Annotated in this window: 19 protein-coding genes and 1 pseudogene; 9 read left to right on the forward strand and 11 right to left on the reverse strand. The window is 60.9% G+C overall.

Going from position 1 to position 20,273, the window contains the following annotated elements; translation table 11 throughout:
- Positions 1-1,476 carry a chromosomal replication initiator protein DnaA gene (dnaA, locus tag MYCSP_RS00005; protein ID WP_070911546.1) on the forward strand — a complete coding sequence of 492 codons (1,476 nt, stop codon included), beginning with the start codon at positions 1-3 and terminating at the stop codon, positions 1,474-1,476.
- Positions 1,477-1,554: 78 nt separating this feature from the next.
- On the opposite strand, the pseudogene MYCSP_RS23445 reads toward dnaA, so the two are convergent.
- Positions 1,555-1,746 (reverse strand): annotated as a pseudogene (locus MYCSP_RS23445) (hypothetical protein); the annotation flags it as partial.
- 421 nt (positions 1,747-2,167) lie between these two features.
- On the opposite strand from MYCSP_RS23445, the gene dnaN reads away from it, so the two are divergent.
- From dnaN to MYCSP_RS00050, 8 genes are all read left to right on the forward strand, one after another.
- On the forward strand, positions 2,168-3,367 hold the full coding sequence (dnaN, locus tag MYCSP_RS00015) for a DNA polymerase III subunit beta (protein ID WP_070911544.1): 1,200 nt from the start codon (positions 2,168-2,170) through the stop codon (positions 3,365-3,367).
- 49 nt (positions 3,368-3,416) lie between these two features.
- Positions 3,417-4,310 carry a phosphogluconate dehydrogenase (NAD(+)-dependent, decarboxylating) gene (gene gnd, locus MYCSP_RS00020; protein ID WP_088412961.1) on the forward strand — a complete coding sequence of 298 codons (894 nt, stop codon included), beginning with the start codon at positions 3,417-3,419 and terminating at the stop codon, positions 4,308-4,310.
- Positions 4,311-4,329: 19 nt separating this feature from the next.
- Positions 4,330-5,478, forward strand: a complete 1,149-nt coding sequence (gene recF, locus MYCSP_RS00025; protein WP_088412962.1) for a DNA replication/repair protein RecF — start codon at positions 4,330-4,332, stop codon at positions 5,476-5,478.
- Positions 5,471-6,022, forward strand: coding sequence for a DUF721 family protein (locus MYCSP_RS00030; protein ID WP_070911539.1), 552 nt, complete (start codon positions 5,471-5,473; stop codon positions 6,020-6,022). The genes recF and MYCSP_RS00030 overlap by 8 nt, the downstream gene beginning before the upstream one ends.
- Positions 6,023-6,247: 225 nt before the next feature.
- Complete coding sequence (gyrB, locus tag MYCSP_RS00035; protein ID WP_070911538.1) at positions 6,248-8,275, forward strand: DNA topoisomerase (ATP-hydrolyzing) subunit B; 2,028 nt, start codon at positions 6,248-6,250, stop codon at positions 8,273-8,275.
- A gap of 132 nt (positions 8,276-8,407) precedes the next feature.
- Entirely contained in the window at positions 8,408-9,619 is a 1,212-nt protein-coding gene (locus MYCSP_RS00040) for a hypothetical protein (protein WP_088412963.1), read from the forward strand.
- The gene (locus tag MYCSP_RS00045; protein WP_162266179.1) at positions 9,619-9,861 is read left to right on the forward strand and encodes a hypothetical protein; all 243 of its coding nucleotides are present in this window, start codon (positions 9,619-9,621) and stop codon (positions 9,859-9,861) included. The genes MYCSP_RS00040 and MYCSP_RS00045 overlap by 1 nt, the downstream gene beginning before the upstream one ends.
- Positions 9,862-9,886: 25 nt before the next feature.
- Positions 9,887-10,444: a DUF3558 family protein gene (locus MYCSP_RS00050; RefSeq protein WP_235629508.1), complete on the forward strand. Its 558-nt coding sequence runs from the start codon at positions 9,887-9,889 to the stop codon at positions 10,442-10,444.
- A gap of 48 nt (positions 10,445-10,492) precedes the next feature.
- On the opposite strand, the gene MYCSP_RS00055 is transcribed toward MYCSP_RS00050, so the two are convergent.
- From MYCSP_RS00055 to MYCSP_RS00105, 10 genes are all read right to left on the reverse strand, one after another.
- Entirely contained in the window at positions 10,493-11,695 is a 1,203-nt protein-coding gene (locus MYCSP_RS00055; protein ID WP_088412965.1) for a hypothetical protein, read from the reverse strand.
- Between the two features lie 18 nt (positions 11,696-11,713).
- Positions 11,714-12,310: a DUF3558 family protein gene (locus tag MYCSP_RS00060; RefSeq protein WP_088412966.1), complete on the reverse strand. Its 597-nt coding sequence runs from the start codon at positions 12,308-12,310 to the stop codon at positions 11,714-11,716.
- The gene (locus tag MYCSP_RS00065; RefSeq protein ID WP_088412967.1) at positions 12,307-12,705 is read right to left on the reverse strand and encodes a hypothetical protein; all 399 of its coding nucleotides are present in this window, start codon (positions 12,703-12,705) and stop codon (positions 12,307-12,309) included. The genes MYCSP_RS00060 and MYCSP_RS00065 overlap by 4 nt, the downstream gene beginning before the upstream one ends.
- A gap of 130 nt (positions 12,706-12,835) precedes the next feature.
- Positions 12,836-13,144: a hypothetical protein gene (locus tag MYCSP_RS00070; RefSeq protein ID WP_088412968.1), complete on the reverse strand. Its 309-nt coding sequence runs from the start codon at positions 13,142-13,144 to the stop codon at positions 12,836-12,838.
- Between the two features lie 111 nt (positions 13,145-13,255).
- Positions 13,256-14,086, reverse strand: a complete 831-nt coding sequence (locus MYCSP_RS00075; RefSeq protein WP_157886134.1) for a hypothetical protein — start codon at positions 14,084-14,086, stop codon at positions 13,256-13,258.
- A 30-nt stretch (positions 14,087-14,116) separates the two neighbouring features.
- The gene (locus tag MYCSP_RS00080) at positions 14,117-15,556 is read right to left on the reverse strand and encodes a glycoside hydrolase family 19 protein (protein ID WP_207565794.1); all 1,440 of its coding nucleotides are present in this window, start codon (positions 15,554-15,556) and stop codon (positions 14,117-14,119) included.
- Between the two features lie 45 nt (positions 15,557-15,601).
- The gene (locus tag MYCSP_RS00085; RefSeq protein WP_088412970.1) at positions 15,602-16,798 is read right to left on the reverse strand and encodes a hypothetical protein; all 1,197 of its coding nucleotides are present in this window, start codon (positions 16,796-16,798) and stop codon (positions 15,602-15,604) included.
- Between the two features lie 39 nt (positions 16,799-16,837).
- Positions 16,838-18,268 (reverse strand): hypothetical protein, encoded by a 1,431-nt coding sequence (locus tag MYCSP_RS00090; protein ID WP_157886135.1) that lies wholly within the window; start codon positions 18,266-18,268, stop codon positions 16,838-16,840.
- A gap of 454 nt (positions 18,269-18,722) precedes the next feature.
- Entirely contained in the window at positions 18,723-19,427 is a 705-nt protein-coding gene (locus MYCSP_RS00100; RefSeq protein WP_209435421.1) for a methyltransferase family protein, read from the reverse strand.
- A 9-nt stretch (positions 19,428-19,436) separates the two neighbouring features.
- A complete protein-coding gene (locus tag MYCSP_RS00105; RefSeq protein WP_088412972.1) occupies positions 19,437-20,273 on the reverse strand; it encodes an arylamine N-acetyltransferase family protein in 837 nt (278 codons plus the stop codon).

Raw genomic sequence — 20,273 nt, forward strand, 5'->3', positions numbered from 1 at the left:
TTGACTGATGAACTGAATTCCCAGTTCACGGCGGTATGGAATACCGTCGTCGCAGAGCTCAACGGTGATGACAATGAATACCTGTCGAGTTTCCCGCCCTTGACGCCGCAGCAGCGCGCCTGGCTGACTCTGGTCAAACCTCTCACCATGGCCGAGGGCTTCGCACTGCTTTCCGTGCCGTCAAGCTTCGTGCAAAACGAGATCGAACGGCATCTGCGCGGGCCTATCGTGGAAGCTCTTTCCCGCAGACTCGGCGAGAATGTCGAGTTGGGCGTCAGGATCGCGGCGCCGGCTCCTGGCGAAGATCCTGAAGTCGCCGTAGCTACTCCCGAACTCGAGCTCGACGAGGTCGACGAGACCACCGAGGCGCTTGCCAGTGCCCACGAATCATGGCCGTCGTACTTCATCAACCGTCCGGGGGGCGCCGACAAAGCTGAGACTCCCGACACGAGTCTGAACGCGCGCTATACCTTCGAGTCGTTCGTTATCGGCGCATCCAACCGCTTCTCCCACGCGGCCGCCGTAGCGGTATCCGAAGCCCCCGCGCGGGCCTACAACCCGTTATTCATCTGGGGCGAATCCGGCTTGGGCAAGACGCATCTACTGCACGCTGCCGGGAACTACGCCCAGCGGCTGTTTCCCGGTATGCGCGTCAAGTACGTCTCCACCGAAGAGTTCACCAACGACTTCATCAACTCTTTGCGTGATGACCGCCGGGTCGCCTTCAAACGCAGTTACCGCGACATCGACGTGCTGCTGGTCGACGACATCCAGTTCATCGAGGGCAAGGAAGGTATCCAGGAAGAGTTCTTCCACACCTTCAACACCCTGCACAACGCCAACAAGCAGATCGTGATCTCCTCCGACCGGCCACCAAAGGGGCTGGCGACACTCGAAGATCGGCTGCGTACCCGCTTCGAGTGGGGTCTGATCACCGATGTCCAGCCCCCGGAGCTGGAAACCCGCATCGCGATCCTGCGCAAGAAGGCGCAGATGGATCGACTGGACGTCCCGGACGACGTCCTGGAACTCATCGCCAGCCGAATCGAACGCAACATCCGCGAGCTCGAGGGTGCCTTGATCCGGGTGACCGCATTCGCGTCGCTGAACAAGTCCCCCATCGAGTTGTCGCTGGCCGAGATCGTGCTGCGCGACCTCATCCCGGACTCCAACGCCATCCAGATCAGCGCCGCCACGATCATGGCGGTCACCGCCGAGTACTTCGACACCACCGTCGAAGAGCTCCGTGGGCCCGGTAAAACCCGCGCGCTGGCTCAGGCACGTCAGATCGCCATGTACCTCTGCCGTGAGCTCACAGATCTGTCGCTGCCCAAGATCGGACAGACCTTCGGGCGTGACCACACCACGGTCATGTATGCCGACAAGAAGGTCCGCGGCGAAATGGCTCAGCGGCGTGAGGTTTTCGACCATGTCAAGGAACTCACCGCACGCATCCGCCAACGCTCTCGGCACTGACGCGTCTGCGCCCCACCCGGCCCTCGTGGCCGGGTTTTTTGTCTCCGCCAGAACGCCACGCCGTCCAACACACCCATATTTCAAGACTTTTCGAGATTTTTCTCGATGATTTTTTGTCGCCTCGTGCGGCTCACACGTCACATCCACAACACAAACGGGTTGTGCACAGAACTGTGGACTGCTGTTGACCAAAGGCGTGATCACTTGGGGGTTGCTGAACGAATAACACCCCGTCCACATCCGACGGCCGTCAACCACATCTGATTCCACAGATTCCTGACATCCCCACGGAGCCCGTGTCGTGCGACAACACTTGTCTGTCCACAGATTCCACAGCACCTACTAATACTGCTCAAATCTCTATCTATTCTTTCCCTCTAAAAGCAGCTGTGTGGATGGACCCGTCAACACTGCCCATCCGGGCGGTAACCCGGCGATGGACGACAGGGATCCTTCCGGGAACGGATCCGCTTTCACGGGGCGGCGAAAGCATCTACGGTTGTGCTTCGGAAGTCGCGTGGCCTGGCGGCTTCCCACACCGAGTGACAGGACTTGTGCACGGCGCCCCGGTCGGCACCGGATGGTTGCCCGATGCGCTGTCAGTCTTGTCAGCCGGACGTGCCACGATGGCTATCACTGATTTTTGTGTGGAGACAGTCCGACCTGGACAACGAGGAAGCGAAGGGTATCCATGGATCTTGCGAGCCCCACTGCCGCAGACACCAGCCTGAAGTTCAGGGTCGCGCGTGACGACTTCGCCGACTCGGTGGCGTGGGTTGCACGCAGCCTGCCCTCCCGACCGACGGTTCCGGTGTTGGCAGGTGTGCTGCTGACCGCACATGACACGGGTTTGACCCTGTCCGGCTTCGATTACGAGGTATCAGCACAGGTGAAGGTGCCGGCAGAGGTTGCGGCCGCCGGTAATGCGCTGGTCTCGGGCCGGCTGCTCTCGGACATCACCCGGTCACTGCCCAACAAACCGGTCGATGTGGCCCTGGAGGGCACCCGGCTGCTGATCAGTTGTGGAAGTGCGAAGTTCTCGCTGCCCAGCATGCCGGTGGAGGACTACCCGGCACTGCCGTCACTGCCGGAAGAGACGGGTGCCCTGGGCGCCGAAGTGTTTTCCGAGGCCATCGGCCAGGTTGCGGTCGCTGCAGGTAAAGACGACACGTTGCCGATGCTGACCGGAATTCGTGTCGAAATCAATGGCGACACAGTGGTTTTGGCTGCAACAGATCGCTTTCGTTTGGCCGTGCGCGAGCTGAAGTGGACGTCGGGATCCGGTGAAACCAATGCCGCGGTGCTGGTGCCGGCCAAGACATTGTCGGAGGCGGCGAAGTCGGCCTCGAATGGGTCCGATGTGCAACTTGCGCTGGGAGCAGGGTCTGCCATCGGATCGGAGGGCCTGCTCGGCATCGTCAGCGACGGCAAGCGCAGCACCACCCGACTGCTGGACGCAGAGTTCCCCAAGTTCCGTCAGCTGTTGCCCACCGAGCACACAGCGTTGGCCACTATCGCGATCGCCGAACTGGTCGAAGCCATCAAACGTGTTGCGCTGGTGGCCGATCGCGGAGCCCAGATCCGTTTGGAGTTCGAGCCGGGCCTGCTGCGGCTATCTGCTGGTGCCGACGACGTGGGTCGTGCCGAAGAAGAGCTGGAGGTCGAGTTCGTCGGTGAGCCGCTGACCATCGCCTTCAACCCGACGTATCTGACCGACGGGTTGGGGTCGTTGCACTCGAGTCGGGTGACCTTCGGGTTCACCACCCCCAGCCGTCCGGCGGTGCTGCGTCCTGCGGAAGACGATCAAAGCTCGCCGGAAGGCTCCGGGCCGTTTACGGCAGCGCAAACTGACTATGTCTATCTATTGATGCCGGTGCGTCTGCCCGGCTAGGGCTCGCACCCCTAACGTCGTACGCACTGGTCATCGGAGGTCATGGGTCATGCAGCTGGGTTTGGTCGGGCTGGGCAAGATGGGTTTCAACATGCGGGACCGGCTGCGTGCCGGTGGGCACGAGGTCATCGGGTATGACCCGCGCCCCGAGGTCACCGACGTGCCGTCGTTGAAAGGATTGGCAGACGCGCTCGACGCGCCCCGTGCGGTGTGGGTGATGGTGCCGTCGGGACCGATCACGCAGCAGACAATCGCGGAGCTGTCTGAGGAGTTGTCCGAGGGCGACCTGGTGATCGACGGTGGCAACTCACGCTTCACCGAGGACCAGCCGAACGCAGATCTATTGTTGGCCAAGGGAATTGGCTATATCGACGCAGGGGTGTCCGGCGGGGTCTGGGGCAAAGACAACGGGTACGGGCTGATGGTCGGCGGCAGCGGAGAGGATGTGGCGCGTGCGATGCCGATTTTCGACACACTGCGCCCTGAGGGCGATCGTGCCGACGGCTTCGTGCACGCGGGTCCGGTCGGTGCTGGCCATTACGCCAAGATGATCCACAACGGCATCGAGTACGGGCTCATGCACGCCTACGCCGAGGGCTACGAACTGTTGGCGGCCGAGCCGCTGATCACAGACGTTCAAGCAGTGCTTCAGGCGTGGACCAAGGGCACCGTAGTGAGGTCATGGCTGCTGGATCTGCTGGCCAAGGCGCTCAAGGAAGACCCGGGTTTCGACGCGATCTCGGGATACACCGAGGATTCCGGCGAAGGCCGCTGGACCGTCGAAGAAGCCATCAACCACAGGGTTCCCGCCCCGGTGATCGCGGCGTCGTTGTTCGCGCGGTTCGCGTCGAGGCAAGAGGATTCCCCGGCGATGAAGGCCGTCTCGGCACTGCGCAACCAGTTCGGCGGCCACGCGGTCAAGCGCGTCGGTCTCTCTGGCTAGGGGAGGCGCGCGGACCGCGGTGTACGTACGACAGCTGGGATTGAGGGACTTCCGGTCATGGGAGCGTGTCGACCTGGAGCTCGAACCCGGTCGCACGGTGTTCGTCGGGCCTAACGGATACGGCAAGACGAATCTTGTTGAAGCACTGTGGTATTCGTCGACTTTGGGATCACATCGGGTCGCTACTGATGCGCCGCTGATCCGCAGTGGCGCCGAGCGTGCGGTCGTGTCCACGATCGTCGTCAACGACGGGCGCGAGTTGGCGATCGATCTGGAGATCGCGGCCGGGCGGGCCAACAAGGCGCGGATCAATCGATCTCCGGTTCGCAGTCCACGCGAGATTGTCGGAATTCTGCACGCGGTGCTGTTCGCGCCGGAGGATTTGTCGTTGGTGCGCGGCGACCCGTCCGACCGTCGCAGATTCCTCGATGATCTGTTGATCCAGCGACGGCCGCGGATGGCCGGGGTTCGTGCCGACTACGACAAGGTGCTGCGGCAGCGAACCGCACTGCTCAAGACTGCCGGTGCGGCCCTGCGGCAACGCAACGATCAAAGCGTGCTGGACACCCTTGATGTGTGGGACGGACATTTGGTGGCCCACGGCGCCGAATTACTTTCCGCGCGTATCGAATTGGTTGGCGAGCTGCGGCCGCTGGTGGAGAAGTCCTATCAGCTGCTGGCACCGGCATCGCGCCCGGCCGACATCGCGTACCGATGCAGTGTCGCTGGCACGGAAGGTGAGCTGGCGATAGAGCGTCTGGCGGACGCCCTGCAGGCAGGATTGGCGGCCAAGCGCTCCGCGGAGATCGAGCGTGGTGTCTGCCTGGTGGGACCGCACCGGGACGACCTCGAACTACGGCTGGGGGATGGACCGGCCAAAGGCTTCGCGAGTCACGGAGAGTCATGGTCATTTGCGTTGGCATTACGGTTGGCGGCCTTTGACCTGCTGCGCAGTGATGGGACAGATCCGGTGTTGATGCTCGACGACGTGTTCGCGGAATTGGACGGGGCCAGGAGACGGTCGCTGGCCACCGTCGCCGCCGATGCAGAGCAGGTTCTGGTGACGGCGGCGGTTGCTGACGATGTTCCGAAGGAATTGTCGGCGCGGACGGTTACTGTCGATGTGCAGGAAGATCCCGCGGGACGAAAGTCGGTGGCGCATGAGTGAGGAAGAGGCTTGGCCGCCGGAGCACCTGGCCGGCGCCAAGGGGATGGATTTGGTGCGCCGAGTGCTGGAGGAGGCGCGCGGTGCCGCTAAACAGCAAGGCAAGGACATCGGCAGAGGCGGCAGGTCCCCGCAGCAGCGCCGTAAGGTCGCCGGTGGTCGCCGGAGCTGGTCCGGTCCGGGACCGGACGCCCGTGATCCACAGCTGTTAGGAAGGGCCGCAGGTGATTTGGCCAAACACCGCGGTTGGTCATCGCGGGTGTCCGAGGGTGCGGTCTTCGGACGGTGGGAGACCGTCGTCGGCGAACAGATCGCCGCGCACGCGACCCCGACCGCGTTAAACGAGGGTGTGTTGACGGTGGCGGCGGAGTCCACGGCCTGGGCGACACAACTTCGGTTGGTGCAGGCACAGCTGCTAGCGAAGATCGCGGCAGCGGTCGGAGACGGCGTGGTGACGAGTTTGAAGATCTCCGGCCCGACGGCGCCCTCGTGGCGCAAGGGTCCGCGACATATCGCCGGGCGGGGCCCGCGGGACACCTACGGCTGAGGGCTGATCGCCGCGCCGGGACGTGGAAGGGACCTCCCGACCGTCAGGACACGGACTACTCGGAGATACGCGACGGACGGCGTAAATAGGGGGGACGAAACATGCCCTGAAACTAGGTGCCGTCGATACAGACCAGTAGGATGGTCATAAGACGGATCGCCGGGTCCTTGGTCGTTCTCCGGGCCCGCGAGAGTCGTTACTTCCAGACAGGAGACAAAGTCGATCGTGGCTGCCCAGAAGAAGAGTGCCAAGAGCGAATACAGTGCCGACTCGATCACGATTCTCGAGGGGCTCGAGGCCGTCCGGAAGCGCCCCGGTATGTATATCGGGTCCACAGGCGAGCGCGGTTTGCACCACCTGATCTGGGAAGTTGTGGACAACTCCGTCGACGAGGCAATGGCGGGGTTTGCTACCACCGTCGAAGTGACGATGCTGGAAGACGGCGGTATCCAGGTCAGGGACGACGGCCGCGGTATCCCGGTGGCCATGCATGCGTCCGGAATACCGACCGTTGACGTCGTGATGACGCAGCTGCATGCCGGTGGCAAGTTCGACTCGGACTCCTATGCGGTGTCCGGCGGTCTGCACGGTGTGGGCATTTCTGTGGTGAACGCGCTCTCGACCAAGGTCGAGCTGGAGATTCTGCGCGACGGCCACGAGTGGCGGCAGGTGTACACGGCTTCACAGCCGGGGACGCTGCAGCAGGGTGCCGCCACCAAGAAGACGGGCACCACGGTCCGATTCTGGGCGGATCCGGAGATCTTCGAGACCACGACCTACGACTTCGAAACGGTCGCCCGGCGCTTGCAAGAGCAGGCCTTCCTCAACAAGGGTCTGACCATCAAGCTCACCGACGAGCGAGTGAGCAATGCAGACGTGACGGACGAGGTGGTCAGCGACACCGCCGAGGCACCCAAGACGGCGGAAGAGCAGGCTGCCGAATCGGCGGCGCCGCATAAGGTTAAGAACCGAGTCTTCCACTACCCCGATGGCTTGGTCGACTTTGTCAAGCACATCAACCGCACCAAATCCGCCATCCACAACACCATCGTCGACTTCTCCGGTAAGGGTGAAGGCCATGAGGTAGAGATCGCGATGCAGTGGAACGCCGGCTACTCGGAATCGGTGCACACCTTCGCCAACACCATCAACACGCACGAGGGCGGTACGCACGAGGAGGGATTCCGGGCGGCGCTCACGACGGTGGTCAACAAGTACGCCAAGGAGAAGAAGCTCCTCAAGGAGAAGGACACGAACCTCACCGGCGACGACATTCGTGAAGGCCTGGCGGCTGTGATCTCGGTGAAGGTGGGCGAGCCACAGTTCGAAGGCCAGACCAAGACCAAGCTCGGCAACACCGAAGTCAAGTCGTTTGTGCAGAAGGTGTGTAACGAGCAACTGCAGCACTGGTTTGATTCCAACCCGGCCGATGCCAAAACGGTTGTCAATAAAGCGGTTTCGTCGGCGCAGGCACGTATCGCGGCACGTAAGGCACGCGAGCTGGTGCGCCGCAAGAGCGCCACCGACATCGGTGGGCTGCCGGGCAAGCTGGCCGACTGCCGCTCGACCGATCCGTCGAAGTCAGAACTGTATGTGGTGGAGGGTGACTCGGCCGGTGGTTCTGCCAAGAGTGGCCGCGACTCGATGTTCCAGGCGATCCTGCCGCTGCGCGGCAAGATCATCAACGTCGAAAAGGCCCGTATCGACCGGGTTTTGAAGAACACTGAAGTCCAGGCGATCATCACGGCGCTCGGCACCGGTATTCACGACGAGTTCGACATCGCCAAGCTGCGGTACCACAAGATTGTGCTGATGGCGGACGCCGACGTTGACGGCCAACACATTTCGACGCTGCTGCTGACGCTGCTGTTCCGTTTCATGCGTCCGCTGGTGGAGCATGGCCACATCTTTTTGGCGCAGCCGCCGTTGTACAAGCTCAAGTGGCAGCGCAGTCAGCCGGAGTTCGCATACTCGGACCGTGAGCGCGACGGGCTGATGGAGGCTGGCCTCAAGGCGGGCAAGAAGATCAACAAGGACGACGGCATCCAGCGCTACAAGGGTCTGGGCGAGATGGACGCCAAGGAGCTGTGGGAGACCACCATGGATCCGTCCGTACGCGTGTTGCGTCAGGTGACGCTCGATGATGCCGCCGCGGCCGACGAGTTGTTCTCGATCTTGATGGGCGAGGACGTCGAGGCACGGCGCAGCTTTATCACCCGAAACGCCAGGGACGTGCGCTTCCTCGACGTGTAGTGACGCTCGTCCGACGGGCGAGATAGTTGCAGATTCAATTTGATCTTGAATCTTTTGGTTCCGATGGAACCGATCCGGATGCTCTGCCGTCGTACGTACGAGTACGAAAAGCAGCCGGAGGGATTGTTCTAGATGGGTGAGAAGTTCAGTGTCGACACCGAGAAGTTGGCGGGTTTTGGCGGGGGCGTTCAGGACCTAGCTGCGTACATCGGCAAGGTTCAGGGCCTGGTCGACTCCGATGGTGGCCCGAAGAACGGGTGGGAGGGACTTATGTCCCAGCTCAAGAGCCCGTTTGAGAACACCAAGACTGAGACATCCAAGCGGTATGACAAGCGTCAGATTGCCACATACATGACCGGCAACGAGTTGATCTCGCTGGCCAACGTGTACAAGGAGCAAGAGAAGACGAGAGGCGCCAAGATCAGGGCCGCGGGGTCGTCGTTGCCGGGGCATGACTCGCCTCAGGCCGGCGATGCGACGACGACGGCTGCGCACCTCGCGACGGGCGATCTGCCGGACTTGGCCGCTCCGAAGGAAGAAGAAGCGGATGTGCGCGGACTCATCAAAGACTCCATCGGATGGGTTGCTGACGCGGATGAACAGATCGAGAAGGTCTCCGGATGGAGTCCCATCAACGACACCTTTAAAAAGGTTGTAGGCAACTGGGCGGAGCTGACCCGCATCGGCAACGTGTACGAAAAGGCCGGGAAAGGCATGGAAGGCGCCGGCAAGTCGCTGGAGGCCATGACCACGCAGTCGGGTTCGCATTGGGATGGCAAGGCGGCCCAGTCCTTTGACACGTACTCCAAGAACTTGAGTAAGGCACTCGAGGCGGAGGCGCCGCTGACGAAGGTCATCAAGGATTGCCTGGATGTTCTGGTGGAGCAGATCAAGAAACTGGTCAAATCCATCGCCGAATTGGTCGTCAAAAAGCTGGAAGAGGAAGTCCAGATCGACACCTGGAAGGACAAGCTCAAGGTCCTGGCGAAGAAAATTCCTATCGCAGGAACAGCTTGGCAAATTGAGCGATTGGGCGAGATTCTCGTCAAAGTCTGGACGGAGGCATCCAAGCTAGTCGACCAGGTTCAGAAGGCCGTCGAATTGGTGAAGTCCGTCATCGAGTTCTTCAAAGATCCGGCCGGGTATTTGAAGGATAAGGGCTCGGATGCCCTGAACAAGGCGTTGGATGGTGCTCTGGATAAGGCGGGCATCGAAAGCGATGCAGGCAAACAGCTGGCCAAGGATCTTCCCGCAGCGGTCTTGTCGGCTGACGACTATCAGAGGGCCCCAGACGGAGGACTTCCCGTGAGTGCGGGCAGCACACCATGGGATGATGGCAACTGATGATCGATATTCCCGATGATCCCGATCTGCGAGCGCTGGTGCTCAAAGTGGCCGACGGCGTTGCGGAGATGGAAGCGGCTCGGTTGGAGGCCGAGCGGTTCATCGAAACCCCGATTGAACCGGTGTTCCAAAGCCAGCAGCAAGCGGAGGCGTCTCCTCCTCCGTTGCCAACCCCAACAGAACTCGAAGAAGACGACTTTTACGCGTTCAACGACCCGTTCGGTAGGAAGAAGTGGAAGTGATATGAGCAGGCGAGCATGGGTAGTCATGACGGCCACAGCGGGCCTTCTTGTCGTGGGTTGTGGGCCGCAGAAGACGGAGACTGACGCATCGACACAGAGTTCTTCAGAGTCGTCGGTGGCGCCCTCGACGGAGACGAAAAGCTCTGGCTACCAACCTTTTACCCCGGCGACGGATCCGTGCGTCCTGGTAACGCCGGAACAGCTGAATCAGCAGGGAGCGACACCGATCAAGCCGGGAGTATCGGATACCGCCAACGGCGTACAGCAGTGTTCGTACAAGGACGACGGTGGCCATGAGGTGCTCAGTGTGTCGCTCTTCAAAAACTCGGACGGCGCCTCGAACTACCGAAAGATCCACGTCCGGATCCTTGAATCTGACGGTGCGCAGATCTATGTCATGAAGGATGAGCCGGACGAATGCGGTGTCGGATTGGTAGATCCGGAGGACAACATCGCCAAGTTTGTATTCGAGCCGGGTGCTGCCGCCGTCGCCGCTGCTGCCTTGCCCGCGGGACAGACATGGTGTGACTTCTCAGCGCCCGTGATCGCCGAGGCCAACAAGAAGTTGGGTTGGACCAAGTAGCGTTAATGACTTTGGGTGGCTAAGCCAGTCACCCAAAGTCATTCGGAATCACTCGTATTTGACGTCCCAGCCGAGCTTCTTGTAGCGCTGCTTCTCACGTTCCTGCGCTTGCTTGTCGGCCTTCTCCTGCTCGCTCCAGTCGCCGATGACAGCCGGTGATGCCTTGGGTAGGTCGCCCATGAACTCGTAGGTGTTGTCGAGGTTGATCAGGATAGCCGGGGTTTCGTGGTCGTCATCCTCGTCGTGACCGCCCTTTCCATGTGCGCCCGCGCCTCCCATCATGCCCATCGGACTCATTGCGCCCCCGCGTACTCCGGAAGCCCCGACGGCAGCCGGGTTGGCGCCCGCTCCGCTGGTGGCTCCGCCCGGAAGTCCGCCGCCAGCGCGCAATGCGCTGGCACCACCGGCAGTACCCGAGGCGAGTCCTGTCCCACCCGCCGAACCGGAGGAGCCGTAACCAGCGGCGGTCGTCGCCCCGAGCGGAAGTCCTGAACCACCTGTGCCCGTGCCGGTTCCAGATCCAAACGGCGAGCTCCCGCCAGCACCGGAACCGGAGCCGGAGCCTTGCCCGCCGCCTGAGCCAGCGCCGGAACCTGAACCGGCGCCTTGCCCTTGGCCGCCCTGACCCTCGCCGTTGGCCAATTGGGGCTTGGTGTCCTTGTTGGCCAGACCGTCGGTGCCGCCTCCTGGGGACTGCAGACTGTTACCGGACCCACCACCCGAGTTGCCATCGCCTCCGCTACCGCCGCTACCGCCGGGCCCTTGGGGCATCGAGCCCATCGGTGAGCCTTGCTTGGCCTCGTCTACCTCGGGTCTGTCGACATTGAGTGGTTCGGTGTAGAGACGTTGGGCCTCGGCCCGAACAGCTTCTAGGAGCTTCTGTTTGGAGTCCTTATCGGTGTCCTGGGGCGGCACGGGGTACATCTGTGGCACACGGCCAGCGTTGGATAGGCAGGCACTGTCTTGCGAGAGGGCATTCTGCAGTTTCCCGGCCTTGGTGGGTATTCCGTCAGGAGCCTGTAGCTCCTTGTATTTGTTGTCGAATGATTGTTTAGCGGCCTCTGGCCCGTCGCCGGTCCAGACCCTCTGCATGGTTTCAGAAGCCTTCGAATATTGCTCGGCCGCGTCAGATACCTTGCTGTAGATATCGCTCCACGATTGAGCTAAACCCCAGGCGTTGTCAGGTGCCAGCTGACTGAGCTTGCCCACGATGTCGGCATGTGACATGCCGTCCCATCCGTCACCAGACATACGTGCACCCCTTTCGTGTCATTTCGGAAGCTTCCCCACAGTGTCCGTGGCGATTTCGACGGCCTTGATGCAGGGATCTGGAATTGCCCTCTTGGCTTTAGCAGTATCTACCGCAACAAGGGAGGCGACGACTGATCGTTCGGATGGAACCTGTGCCGAGCAGAAGCTGTTGTCAGTCTGATTCAGGCGATGCGTCGAACCCTGCAGCCCAGCAATAGTGACTGGCTGGGCATCGGGATAGTTGTTGGTGTCGAGATACTCGGAGATCGAGCGGTTGATCACCAACTGTTGTAGGCGCCACCCGTCGCCCTTCCAGCTGCAGCCGCGTTGAAGTTGATCGCTGACGTCTTGGACGGTGGAAGGTTCGAGCCCCCACTTGGTCAACTCCGCCGCGCTATATGCAACGCAGGGGTCGAAGGTGGTCCCATCGCTGTTGTGGTTGGGCGGTGGATGGGGACCAGGAAGAGTATTGGCCACCGTCGTCGATGAAGCCGTTGTGGTGCTCCTCGAAGATGTGCTGGCCGCAGTGACGGCGTCTCCGGAAACGGGGCCGCCACAGCCCGCGACCGTGAGAGCGAGTGCCGACAGCAGTGCCAGCCGGTGGGTGCATGTCATTTGTACTCGACCGTCACCTTGTGGTCGAAGATCCGGCCAGCGTTGTAAGCCTCCATGTTGTTGTACAGAAGTTCCATCGCCAGCACATGGTCGATCTTGTCTTGGCAGTCTTTCTGGAGATCGGTTAGGCGAGTCCTCATTTCGGGGGCCTGTTTCCGGTAGTGCTCCATGGCATGTTCGCCGGTCGGCAGGGCTCCAAAGCCCTCGACATTGCCCAGCTTCTCGGTGATCGCCAGTGCCTCGGTGATCAAGTCGAGAGCAGGAAGTAGTTCTTTGGCCACTGTTTGGCCAGCCTTCTCTTCCATGTGCAGCACCTTGCCCGCGTCGTTGGCCGCACTCCGCTGCGCGTCTGGGTGCATCCCGCCCAGATCGAACTCGTATTTCTTATCCGTCATGCTCCGCCTCCAGAAACCTGCTCTCAATGGGTACGACGCGTCTACCCCCGGTCTGGTTCCATCTTTCCGGAACTTTTCTTTATCCCAGCTCAGGAGAGCGCCGCAGCAACTGCTCTTCGCTCCGTTGAGCTCAGCTCTGGCGGGAGGGGTCGCCACCAAGTCCGGAGGCGGTGCGGTCGTCTGTTCCGGTGAGCGCCGCGCTGGTCATCCGAAGCTTGTTCCGGTAGTCGTCGCAACTAGCTCCGCCGCTGGTCATTAGCCCGGCGAGACGCTCGATTGCCGGCCCGATATCCGCCATCTGATCCGCGTAATGCGAGCCAAACGTCTCGGCCTTCATCTCGCACGATCGGATCGCGTCTCCTTGGACGCGAAGTACCTCGGCGGCGCGCCCCCAAACGCCGGCCAGCCTCTCGACACCATCAGAGTCGACGTAGACCATCAGAACGCTCCTCTCCCTGAAGCTCCAACTATCTGTTGAGACGGCGCTCGCAGCGAATTGGTTCCAGGAATTTTCAACGAGCAGGGGAGGCGCTAGCGGATTGAGTTTTCGTCAAGATGCTGCACAGGTGCCCTCCCGAAGGATTGAATTGAGTGCCGTGAACGGTATGTGGGGTTGGAGAAATCCCGCAGGCATGCCTGCCGGGCCGCCCTCCCCCGGCATGTACAGAACCAGGTTGTCGCCGTCGAGCGCCCAGGCTTGATAGTTGTTGGCCAACGAACCTGGACTAGTGCTTGGTTCGAAGTCTTCAGCCCGGAAGGCCTGTGCGAAGCTTCCGCCGATCGTATCGAGGGAATGCTGTATGTACGGACGAACCAGCGGTGGGAGCGCTTTCACCGGATCGATGCCCGCGCAGAACAGGTCGGTAAGCCGAATCTCCGCGCCGTCTTTGAGACTGAAGGTGAATGTGCTGATCGAACTGTTGGGATGAGCCATTCCAGGGATAAACCAGTCGCTGCGAAGAACAACCGACTTGGCCACGCCCGGCCGCTCAGTGGCCGTGTAGGCAAGGTTCGCACTGCCCTCGCCGGCGGTGTCCTTCTGCGGAGATTGGGGTGGTTGAAACTCGGCCACCCACTTCTGTAGGTGGGCGCGGAGCGCGGGAGCCGGGGCCGAACTGTTGTCGACCAACCCGGCCGGGTACTTCATCGCGATCTTGGCGGTCAGGCCGCGACCGTTTGTTGTAGTCAGTCGGCACGATTCTTGCGGCTCGTCCCATGAGCCGCCGATGCTGACGCAGAAGTTGGTCGACGGCGCAGGCACTGGCGTAGTAGCCGCAGGTGTACGCGACGGCTGGCAGCCCGTCATAGCAGCAGCTAGTACTAGGACCGCCAAAAACAGAAGTGTGCGAGCGGGTTTCATAAGAAGTCGATCCATGGTCATTCGCTCCGTGTATCTGTGTTTGTGGGCCCACTAACGGCTGAGCACATCTACTGCTCTGTCGAAATACTTCTTACGCTCGGCATATCCGGTCAAGCCGCCGTTGACTGCGCGCGTGACCGCTTCAAAGTCGCCTTGATCGATGGCTTCGTTCATCGATCTTCCGTCCGGCGTCGAGTGGTTGTTGTAGTACCACGTTGCGATACGAAACCCGGTTGCCGGATCGGCAGCCAACTCGGGATTGTTCTCGAGGTCTATACCCAAAGCCTCTCCAGCCCTCCGATAGTTGGAGCGCCCAGTGAGCTGGAATGGGCCACGACCACGGAAGCGATCGCCGTCCCCCGGTTGGGTGTTGCCGAGTTGTCCGGATGCATTCGTATACGGGTACGGGTTCGAGGAGTTGGGGGGAGTATCGGCATCGCGCGGCGTGTCCCAGGTGAAGGTCACTCCGGCGTATTCCGGTCCGTACATCTCGTTGGCAGACTGAGTACTGCGGAGTTCATGCATGAATTTCAGTTCGCCGCTTTCCACAGCACAAGTAGCCAGGAACGCCGCTTGTCGTTCCGGCGTGTTGAGTCCTGCAGCCGCCATCGCGGCGTTGATTTGTGGAACGTACTCCTTGACTTTGTCGGGCGGAAGTGTTGGGAAGATCTGCTGTAGCTCGGCTTCCGTAATCCCATCGAAACCCGCTGGTACATCTGTGTTTTCGGCGCCGATGTTGAGGGCTTCGCGCAGGGTGGCGTAGTTGATGGTGACGAATTCGTCCATGCTTTTGTTGGCGTCGTTGAACGCGGCGATGGCGGTGGCGAACGCACCGATGACAGTGGTTTGCAGGTCGTCTTTGACTTGTCGGGCAGGCCAATTGACCCCGGGGCTGCCATGCCAGGCATACAGCTGCGGGCTGGCACCACTGCTGCCAGTGTCGCCTGCTTTGATCACCGCGGCACCCGTGCTGAGCCGGTTTTCGAAATCTGTCGGGTTGTTCTGAATAATTCCCTCGATCATCAGGGTGATCGCCGCGGTGTACTCGTCTTGTTTCTTGTTGAGGCCGAAATACAGGTTGTCGTCGACACCCTGGACGGCTTCCTGGGCGTTGGTGAGTTTTTGAAGGTTTGCCTTCAGTTGCTCATCGGTGAACTCGTACTTCTTTTGCGCCGCATCGGCCGCGTCGCCCTGCAAGGACTGATCGAGTTTTTTGGTCTCAGCGATCAACGCACGCTGTTCGGCGGCGCCCACCGCGGCGTCCTTGAGGCGATCGCCCGTCTCACGGATCACCTTCAAATTGATGTCGGCCTCTTTGTAGTAAGCCTTATCGAAGGAATCACCGCTTTGATCCATCGGCAGACTCGAAAAGTCAACACCAGCTAGAGACAACTCACCCTGATGCCGCTTCAAGATCTCCCAGTAGCCACAAAAATCCCGGATCTTGGCGCCGTCATCGAGCACCTGCCGACCCGTGTCATAAACCACCACCACAAACCCCCATCAGCCCTAGTACTTCAACCGATTACCACGAAACTAGAGCGCACGTTTAGCCGCTGCAGCTGCGGTTTGTCTGGCGATGTCTGCACAGTTTGTATTGTCAGGTGTGTGGATGTCCACTGTCACAACAGGTGTGAGTACAGACGGTTCGGGAATGCCGGTACCAACTGAAGTGGGTTCGACGACGGAATTGGTTTTGGCGGCAACTAGGCAGTAATTCTGCTGCGAGAGGTCAAACAACTCCACCCCATCCTGCTCACTGCGAATTTGATTGGGGGGAACAGTGTCTCCCACGCGTGGATCAAAAAAGATCTTGTCGGACCACTCTGCAAGGCCGTAGCGCACCACGGCCGAAGAGACTCCAGAGCCAGCACCGTCCCTGCCGAATTGGAAATTGCAGACACCAGGATGACGCCAGGTTGCCGGCGACTGAGCCTCCGGCGAGGGTTCAGTCCAGATGAAGCTCGTGGCCCGTAAGTCCACAGCAGCGGCGCAGGGGTCACTTGTTAGGAGCTTGCCTGTGATGGAACCACGATCAGCGTGTACGGGCACACCACTTTCTCGCGTCCGCAGCGCAATGTCCCCGGCTACCGCCTGCCCAAGTTGGCACAACGAGGTGTCTGTGAGATCACCCGTTCCGTCTGAGGCCTTCACGGGGAGCACTTCGAGGACGGGATCGTGCATGGAAGCCGGGGCACCTGCAAGTGCAGTCAGCGGAAGCCCTACACGGAAAGCACATATCGGCGCATCCCGTTTCGTCAGACCTGGCCGGGACGTATCTGGGCTGAAGCCAGCGTCATTGATCCGGTTCTCTCCGGGTAGAACCCGCAGGGACAGCGCCATGGGTGTCTCCGGGAAGACGATCTTGCATCCGTCGGCACCAAGGGGGGTAAGTGCTGAACCGTTGCCGATAGAACGAATAGCTGAGTACGAATAGCTGAAGTCCTTACGCCCTTCGGCAAGGAGTGCAGGCTTGTCGACGAATCCACACGGATCTATCTGGCGGAGCGCGTACAGCTCGGCCAGCCGGTCTCTATCAGTTGCCGATAGGTCCAGCCCGTAAGTGTCGAGGACCCCGGGGAAGAAGATCTTGGATTGATCGGGTTTCGGAACCGGCGCGGTAGTGCTGCTTGCCTCAGACGAGGTGCCAGCCGGCGCGGGTGCGTGTTCGTCGCAGGCAGCCAGCGTGACGCATACGACAACGGCCGACAGACAACCGATGAGTCGCGACATGTCAATTCCCTTCTCGGTAAGCTCAATTCACATTGCTGGCTAGATGGTGGCGTAACCTGGGGGCACGCCGATGGCGGTTCTATTCATCAGGAATCTCATGAGTTCCTCCCGCGTGGAGGGGTTCCTCAGCGTTCCGCCGTTCGCGACACCGTCGGAGCGACGGTTCGAGTCGTTGACCAGGTACATCGTCTCTCCGTTCGGTCCGACGGTTGTTCCGGTGATGGAGAGAATGTGGCCGTTCATGTTGGGGTCCGTCGAGGGTGTCACCGAGCCATTCACGATCGCGAATTTTCCGGATTGAAGATCGGAGGTGAGCTGGTCAACCAGCAATGAAACCTCTTGTTGACTGGTACCTTGCGCGATATTGGGCGCCGAAGTCAGCCCGGAATTCTCTCCAAATCCGTTCAGCTGTTTGGACATCAGTGTCATGTCTCCGGGGAACCCCCACCCGGGTTGTGCATTCTGCGCCGTGATGATTTTGTTGATGTCCTCGCGAGTTGGCGGGAAATGCAGCGGCTGTCCACCCATAAGCCGCTGCTGAAGATCTGGCGGCAGGTCGATCTCCTTCTGCCCGTCCGGACCCATGCGAGTGCCGTACTTGTTCGCAAGAGCACTCGCCGTCGCCCATCGAGAGCAATCAGCATCTCCATTGGAGACGGAATACTGCGACCACTGCGCAACCTGATCCCGTTCCTCTGCGCTGAGCTTGCTTCCGGTGGGCGATGTGTTTTCGGCGCCGATGTTGAGGGCTTCGCGCAGGGTGGCGTAGTTGATGGTGACGAATTCGTCCATGCTTTTGTTGGCGTCGTTGAACGCGGCGATGGCGGTGGCGAACGCACCGATGACAGTGGTTTGCAGGTCGTCTTTGACTTGTCGGGCAGGCCAATTGACCCCGGGGCTGCCATGCCAGGCATACAGCTGCGGGCTGGCACCACTGCTGCCAGTGTCGCCTGCTTTGATCACCGCGGCACCCGTGCTGAGCCGGTTTTCGAAATCTGTCGGGTTGTTCTGAATAATTCCCTCGATCATCAGGGTGATCGCCGCGGTGTACTCGTCTTGTTTCTTGTTGAGGCCGAAATACAGGTTGTCGTCGACACCCTGGACGGCTTCCTGGGCGTTGGTGAGTTTTTGAAGGTTTGCCTTCAGTTGCTCATCGGTGAACTCGTACTTCTTTTGCGCCGCATCGGCCGCGTCGCCCTGCAAGGACTGATCGAGTTTTTTGGTCTCAGCGATCAACGCACGCTGTTCGGCGGCGCCCACCGCGGCGTCCTTGAGGCGATCGCCCGTCTCACGGATCACCTTCAAATTGATGTCGGCCTCTTTGTAGTAAGCCTTATCGAAGGAATCACCGCTTTGATCCATCGGCAGACTCGAAAAGTCAACACCAGCTAGAGACAACTCACCCTGATGCCGCTTCAAGATCTCCCAGTAGCCACAAAAATCCCGGATCTTGGCGCCGTCATCGAGCACCTGCCGACCCGTGTCATAAACCACCACCACAAACCCCCATCAGCCCTAGTACTTCAACCGATTACCACGAAATTCCCAGAAGCTGTCCTCGTCGTCCCAGCCCGGTGTGGCCGGGCGTTTCGGGGGCGCTTCCTTTCGTGTCGCGGTGGGTGGTTCGTCCCCAGGTTCAGGTGCGTTTCCTGCCTGCCAGGCCGCGCGTTCTCGTGCCTGCCGCGTCTGCTCCGCGCGTATCTCCTGAAAACGTTGCGCAGTCTTCAGCTTCCGCGCTTCGGAGGATCGCCCAAACTCCAGTTGCAAGGCGTACAGCCGATCCGCGTACCCCATGATCCCGTGTCCCTTCACAGACTGAAAGAGTCAGATTTCGCCCATCTACGTACTCAGACGCACGTCTGGCCGATTCGGTTCCAGGGAATTTGCGGGTGTGGAGAAGGGCTAGGACCTGGAATGTGCGGAATCACCACACGCCAGGGACCAGCCGGTAGCGCACCCGCGCGGCGTACTCGGGATAGCCGTCAAGCTCTGCGGTGAGCAGCCGCTCCTCCCCGACCGCACGCATCCCCAGGGCGAGGACGGTCGCCGCCGACCCGATCAGTCCGTACCAGGAGCCCAGCAGCAGAGGCATGCCCACAAGGAACGGGATCGCCCCCGAGTACATGGGGTGGCGGACGTAGGCATAGGGGCCGGTATCGACAATCGAATGTCCGCGCTCTGCCTGCACCTTCACTACGGGTGCCGCAAAGCTGTTGGCTCGGAATACCAGCACCATCGACAGCAACGAGACGGCGATAAGTACCGCGCCCACGGCCTGAATCCAGATGGGCACCGTCGACCAACCCCATCGATGATCGAGCCCGGGTACTGCGAACCAGAGCGGCATACCCACGACGGCGAACGCCACAAAGACCTTGTCCCATGCCGTTTGGTTGGGCTGGCGGGGTGAGCCGAGTCGTTCGGCGAGCAGCGCGGGATTGTCATTCAGCAGCCACAGATGCACGCCAAGGTTCAAGACAGTGACGTCGATGCCGAGTATCCACAGTTGGGGCCAGTGCCAGGTACCGGCAGCCAGGACCATGAGCCCGCCCAATGCGAGAGTGGACACGATGTTGGTGATGAGCAGTTTGACCAGCAGCCGTGATCTCGACGGTGCGTCTTCAGTCATGTGCCGACGTTACTGCTGCGCTAGCCTCGTTAGCAGCAGTGACGAATCGTCGGCATCCAGTTTGATGCCGAAGGTTTCTCGGAGCGTGACCAGCACCTGGTCGGGCGTCAGTTCGCGGGTGTTCCTGCCGACACCGGGCCGGATGTCGTGTAGCTCCCGATGGTCCAGGATGTACGCGTGATCGGGCGTGAGTCTTTGCACGAAAACCCTTGTGCTGAACGGGGAATTCGGGCTCGATGCGACGAAGTAGCTGGCCGCGCGGTAGTCGACCGGATATTGAGGTTCCAGGACGAAGGTGTGCCGACTCATCCAGCCTGGCCGCGTACCGTCGTCTGCCGCCTCCGACAGGGTCCAGCCGTCGGCGCCGGGTGTCACCTCGCCGCGTAGCAGCCGGTAGGTCCACGACTCGTCCGCGATCACGGCCTCGTCGACCAGTCGTATCGGAGCCAGCGGACTGGTGCCGAAGCCGACATCGCAAAGCCACTGTTCTCCGTCAAGTCGAATCACGAGCATGCCATGTGTCGCAGGCCGAATTGAGTTGGCGCCCATCTGCACCCGGCCCTGGATGCCGAAGAAGTCGAAGCCCAAGCGTTCCAGAACGGCCGCGAAGAGGGCGACATGCTCGTAGCAGTAGCCGCCGCGGGGCCTCCGCAACAGCTTGTCTTGGACGTTGGGGATGTCGAGTGCGACGTGCTTGTGCAAGACCGCATCGAGGTTCTCCCACTTGATGTTCAGAACGTGTCCGCGCTGCAGGCGGCGCACGGTATCCAGAGACGGCGACCGATCGCCGTCGAAGCCGATGAAGGCCAGGTATTCGTCGAGCGCGAGCTCATCACCGTTCCACAT

It is taken from the genome of Mycobacteroides saopaulense (assembly GCF_001456355.1).
GTDB classification, from domain to species: domain Bacteria; phylum Actinomycetota; class Actinomycetes; order Mycobacteriales; family Mycobacteriaceae; genus Mycobacterium; species Mycobacterium saopaulense.

Bases quoted from the DNA above. Each gene is read 5' to 3' on its own strand.
- dnaN (WP_070911544.1), top strand. From the start codon at position 2,168: ATGGATCTTGCGAGCCCCACTGCCGCAGACACCAGCCTGAAGTTCAGG.
- gnd (WP_088412961.1), top strand. From the start codon at position 3,417: ATGCAGCTGGGTTTGGTCGGGCTGGGCAAGATGGGTTTCAACATGCGG.
- MYCSP_RS00030 (WP_070911539.1), top strand. From the start codon at position 5,471: ATGAGTGAGGAAGAGGCTTGGCCGCCGGAGCACCTGGCCGGCGCCAAG.
- MYCSP_RS00040 (WP_088412963.1), top strand. From the start codon at position 8,408: ATGGGTGAGAAGTTCAGTGTCGACACCGAGAAGTTGGCGGGTTTTGGC.
- MYCSP_RS00045 (WP_162266179.1), top strand. From the start codon at position 9,619: ATGATCGATATTCCCGATGATCCCGATCTGCGAGCGCTGGTGCTCAAA.
- MYCSP_RS00050 (WP_235629508.1), top strand. From the start codon at position 9,887: ATGACGGCCACAGCGGGCCTTCTTGTCGTGGGTTGTGGGCCGCAGAAG.
- MYCSP_RS00055 (WP_088412965.1), bottom strand. From the start codon at position 11,695: ATGTCTGGTGACGGATGGGACGGCATGTCACATGCCGACATCGTGGGC.
- MYCSP_RS00060 (WP_088412966.1), bottom strand. From the start codon at position 12,310: ATGACATGCACCCACCGGCTGGCACTGCTGTCGGCACTCGCTCTCACG.
- MYCSP_RS00065 (WP_088412967.1), bottom strand. From the start codon at position 12,705: ATGACGGATAAGAAATACGAGTTCGATCTGGGCGGGATGCACCCAGAC.
- MYCSP_RS00070 (WP_088412968.1), bottom strand. From the start codon at position 13,144: ATGGTCTACGTCGACTCTGATGGTGTCGAGAGGCTGGCCGGCGTTTGG.
- MYCSP_RS00075 (WP_157886134.1), bottom strand. From the start codon at position 14,086: ATGACCATGGATCGACTTCTTATGAAACCCGCTCGCACACTTCTGTTT.
- MYCSP_RS00085 (WP_088412970.1), bottom strand. From the start codon at position 16,798: ATGTCGCGACTCATCGGTTGTCTGTCGGCCGTTGTCGTATGCGTCACG.
- MYCSP_RS00100 (WP_209435421.1), bottom strand. From the start codon at position 19,427: ATGACTGAAGACGCACCGTCGAGATCACGGCTGCTGGTCAAACTGCTC.
- MYCSP_RS00105 (WP_088412972.1), bottom strand. From the start codon at position 20,273: ATGTGGAACGGTGATGAGCTCGCGCTCGACGAATACCTGGCCTTCATC.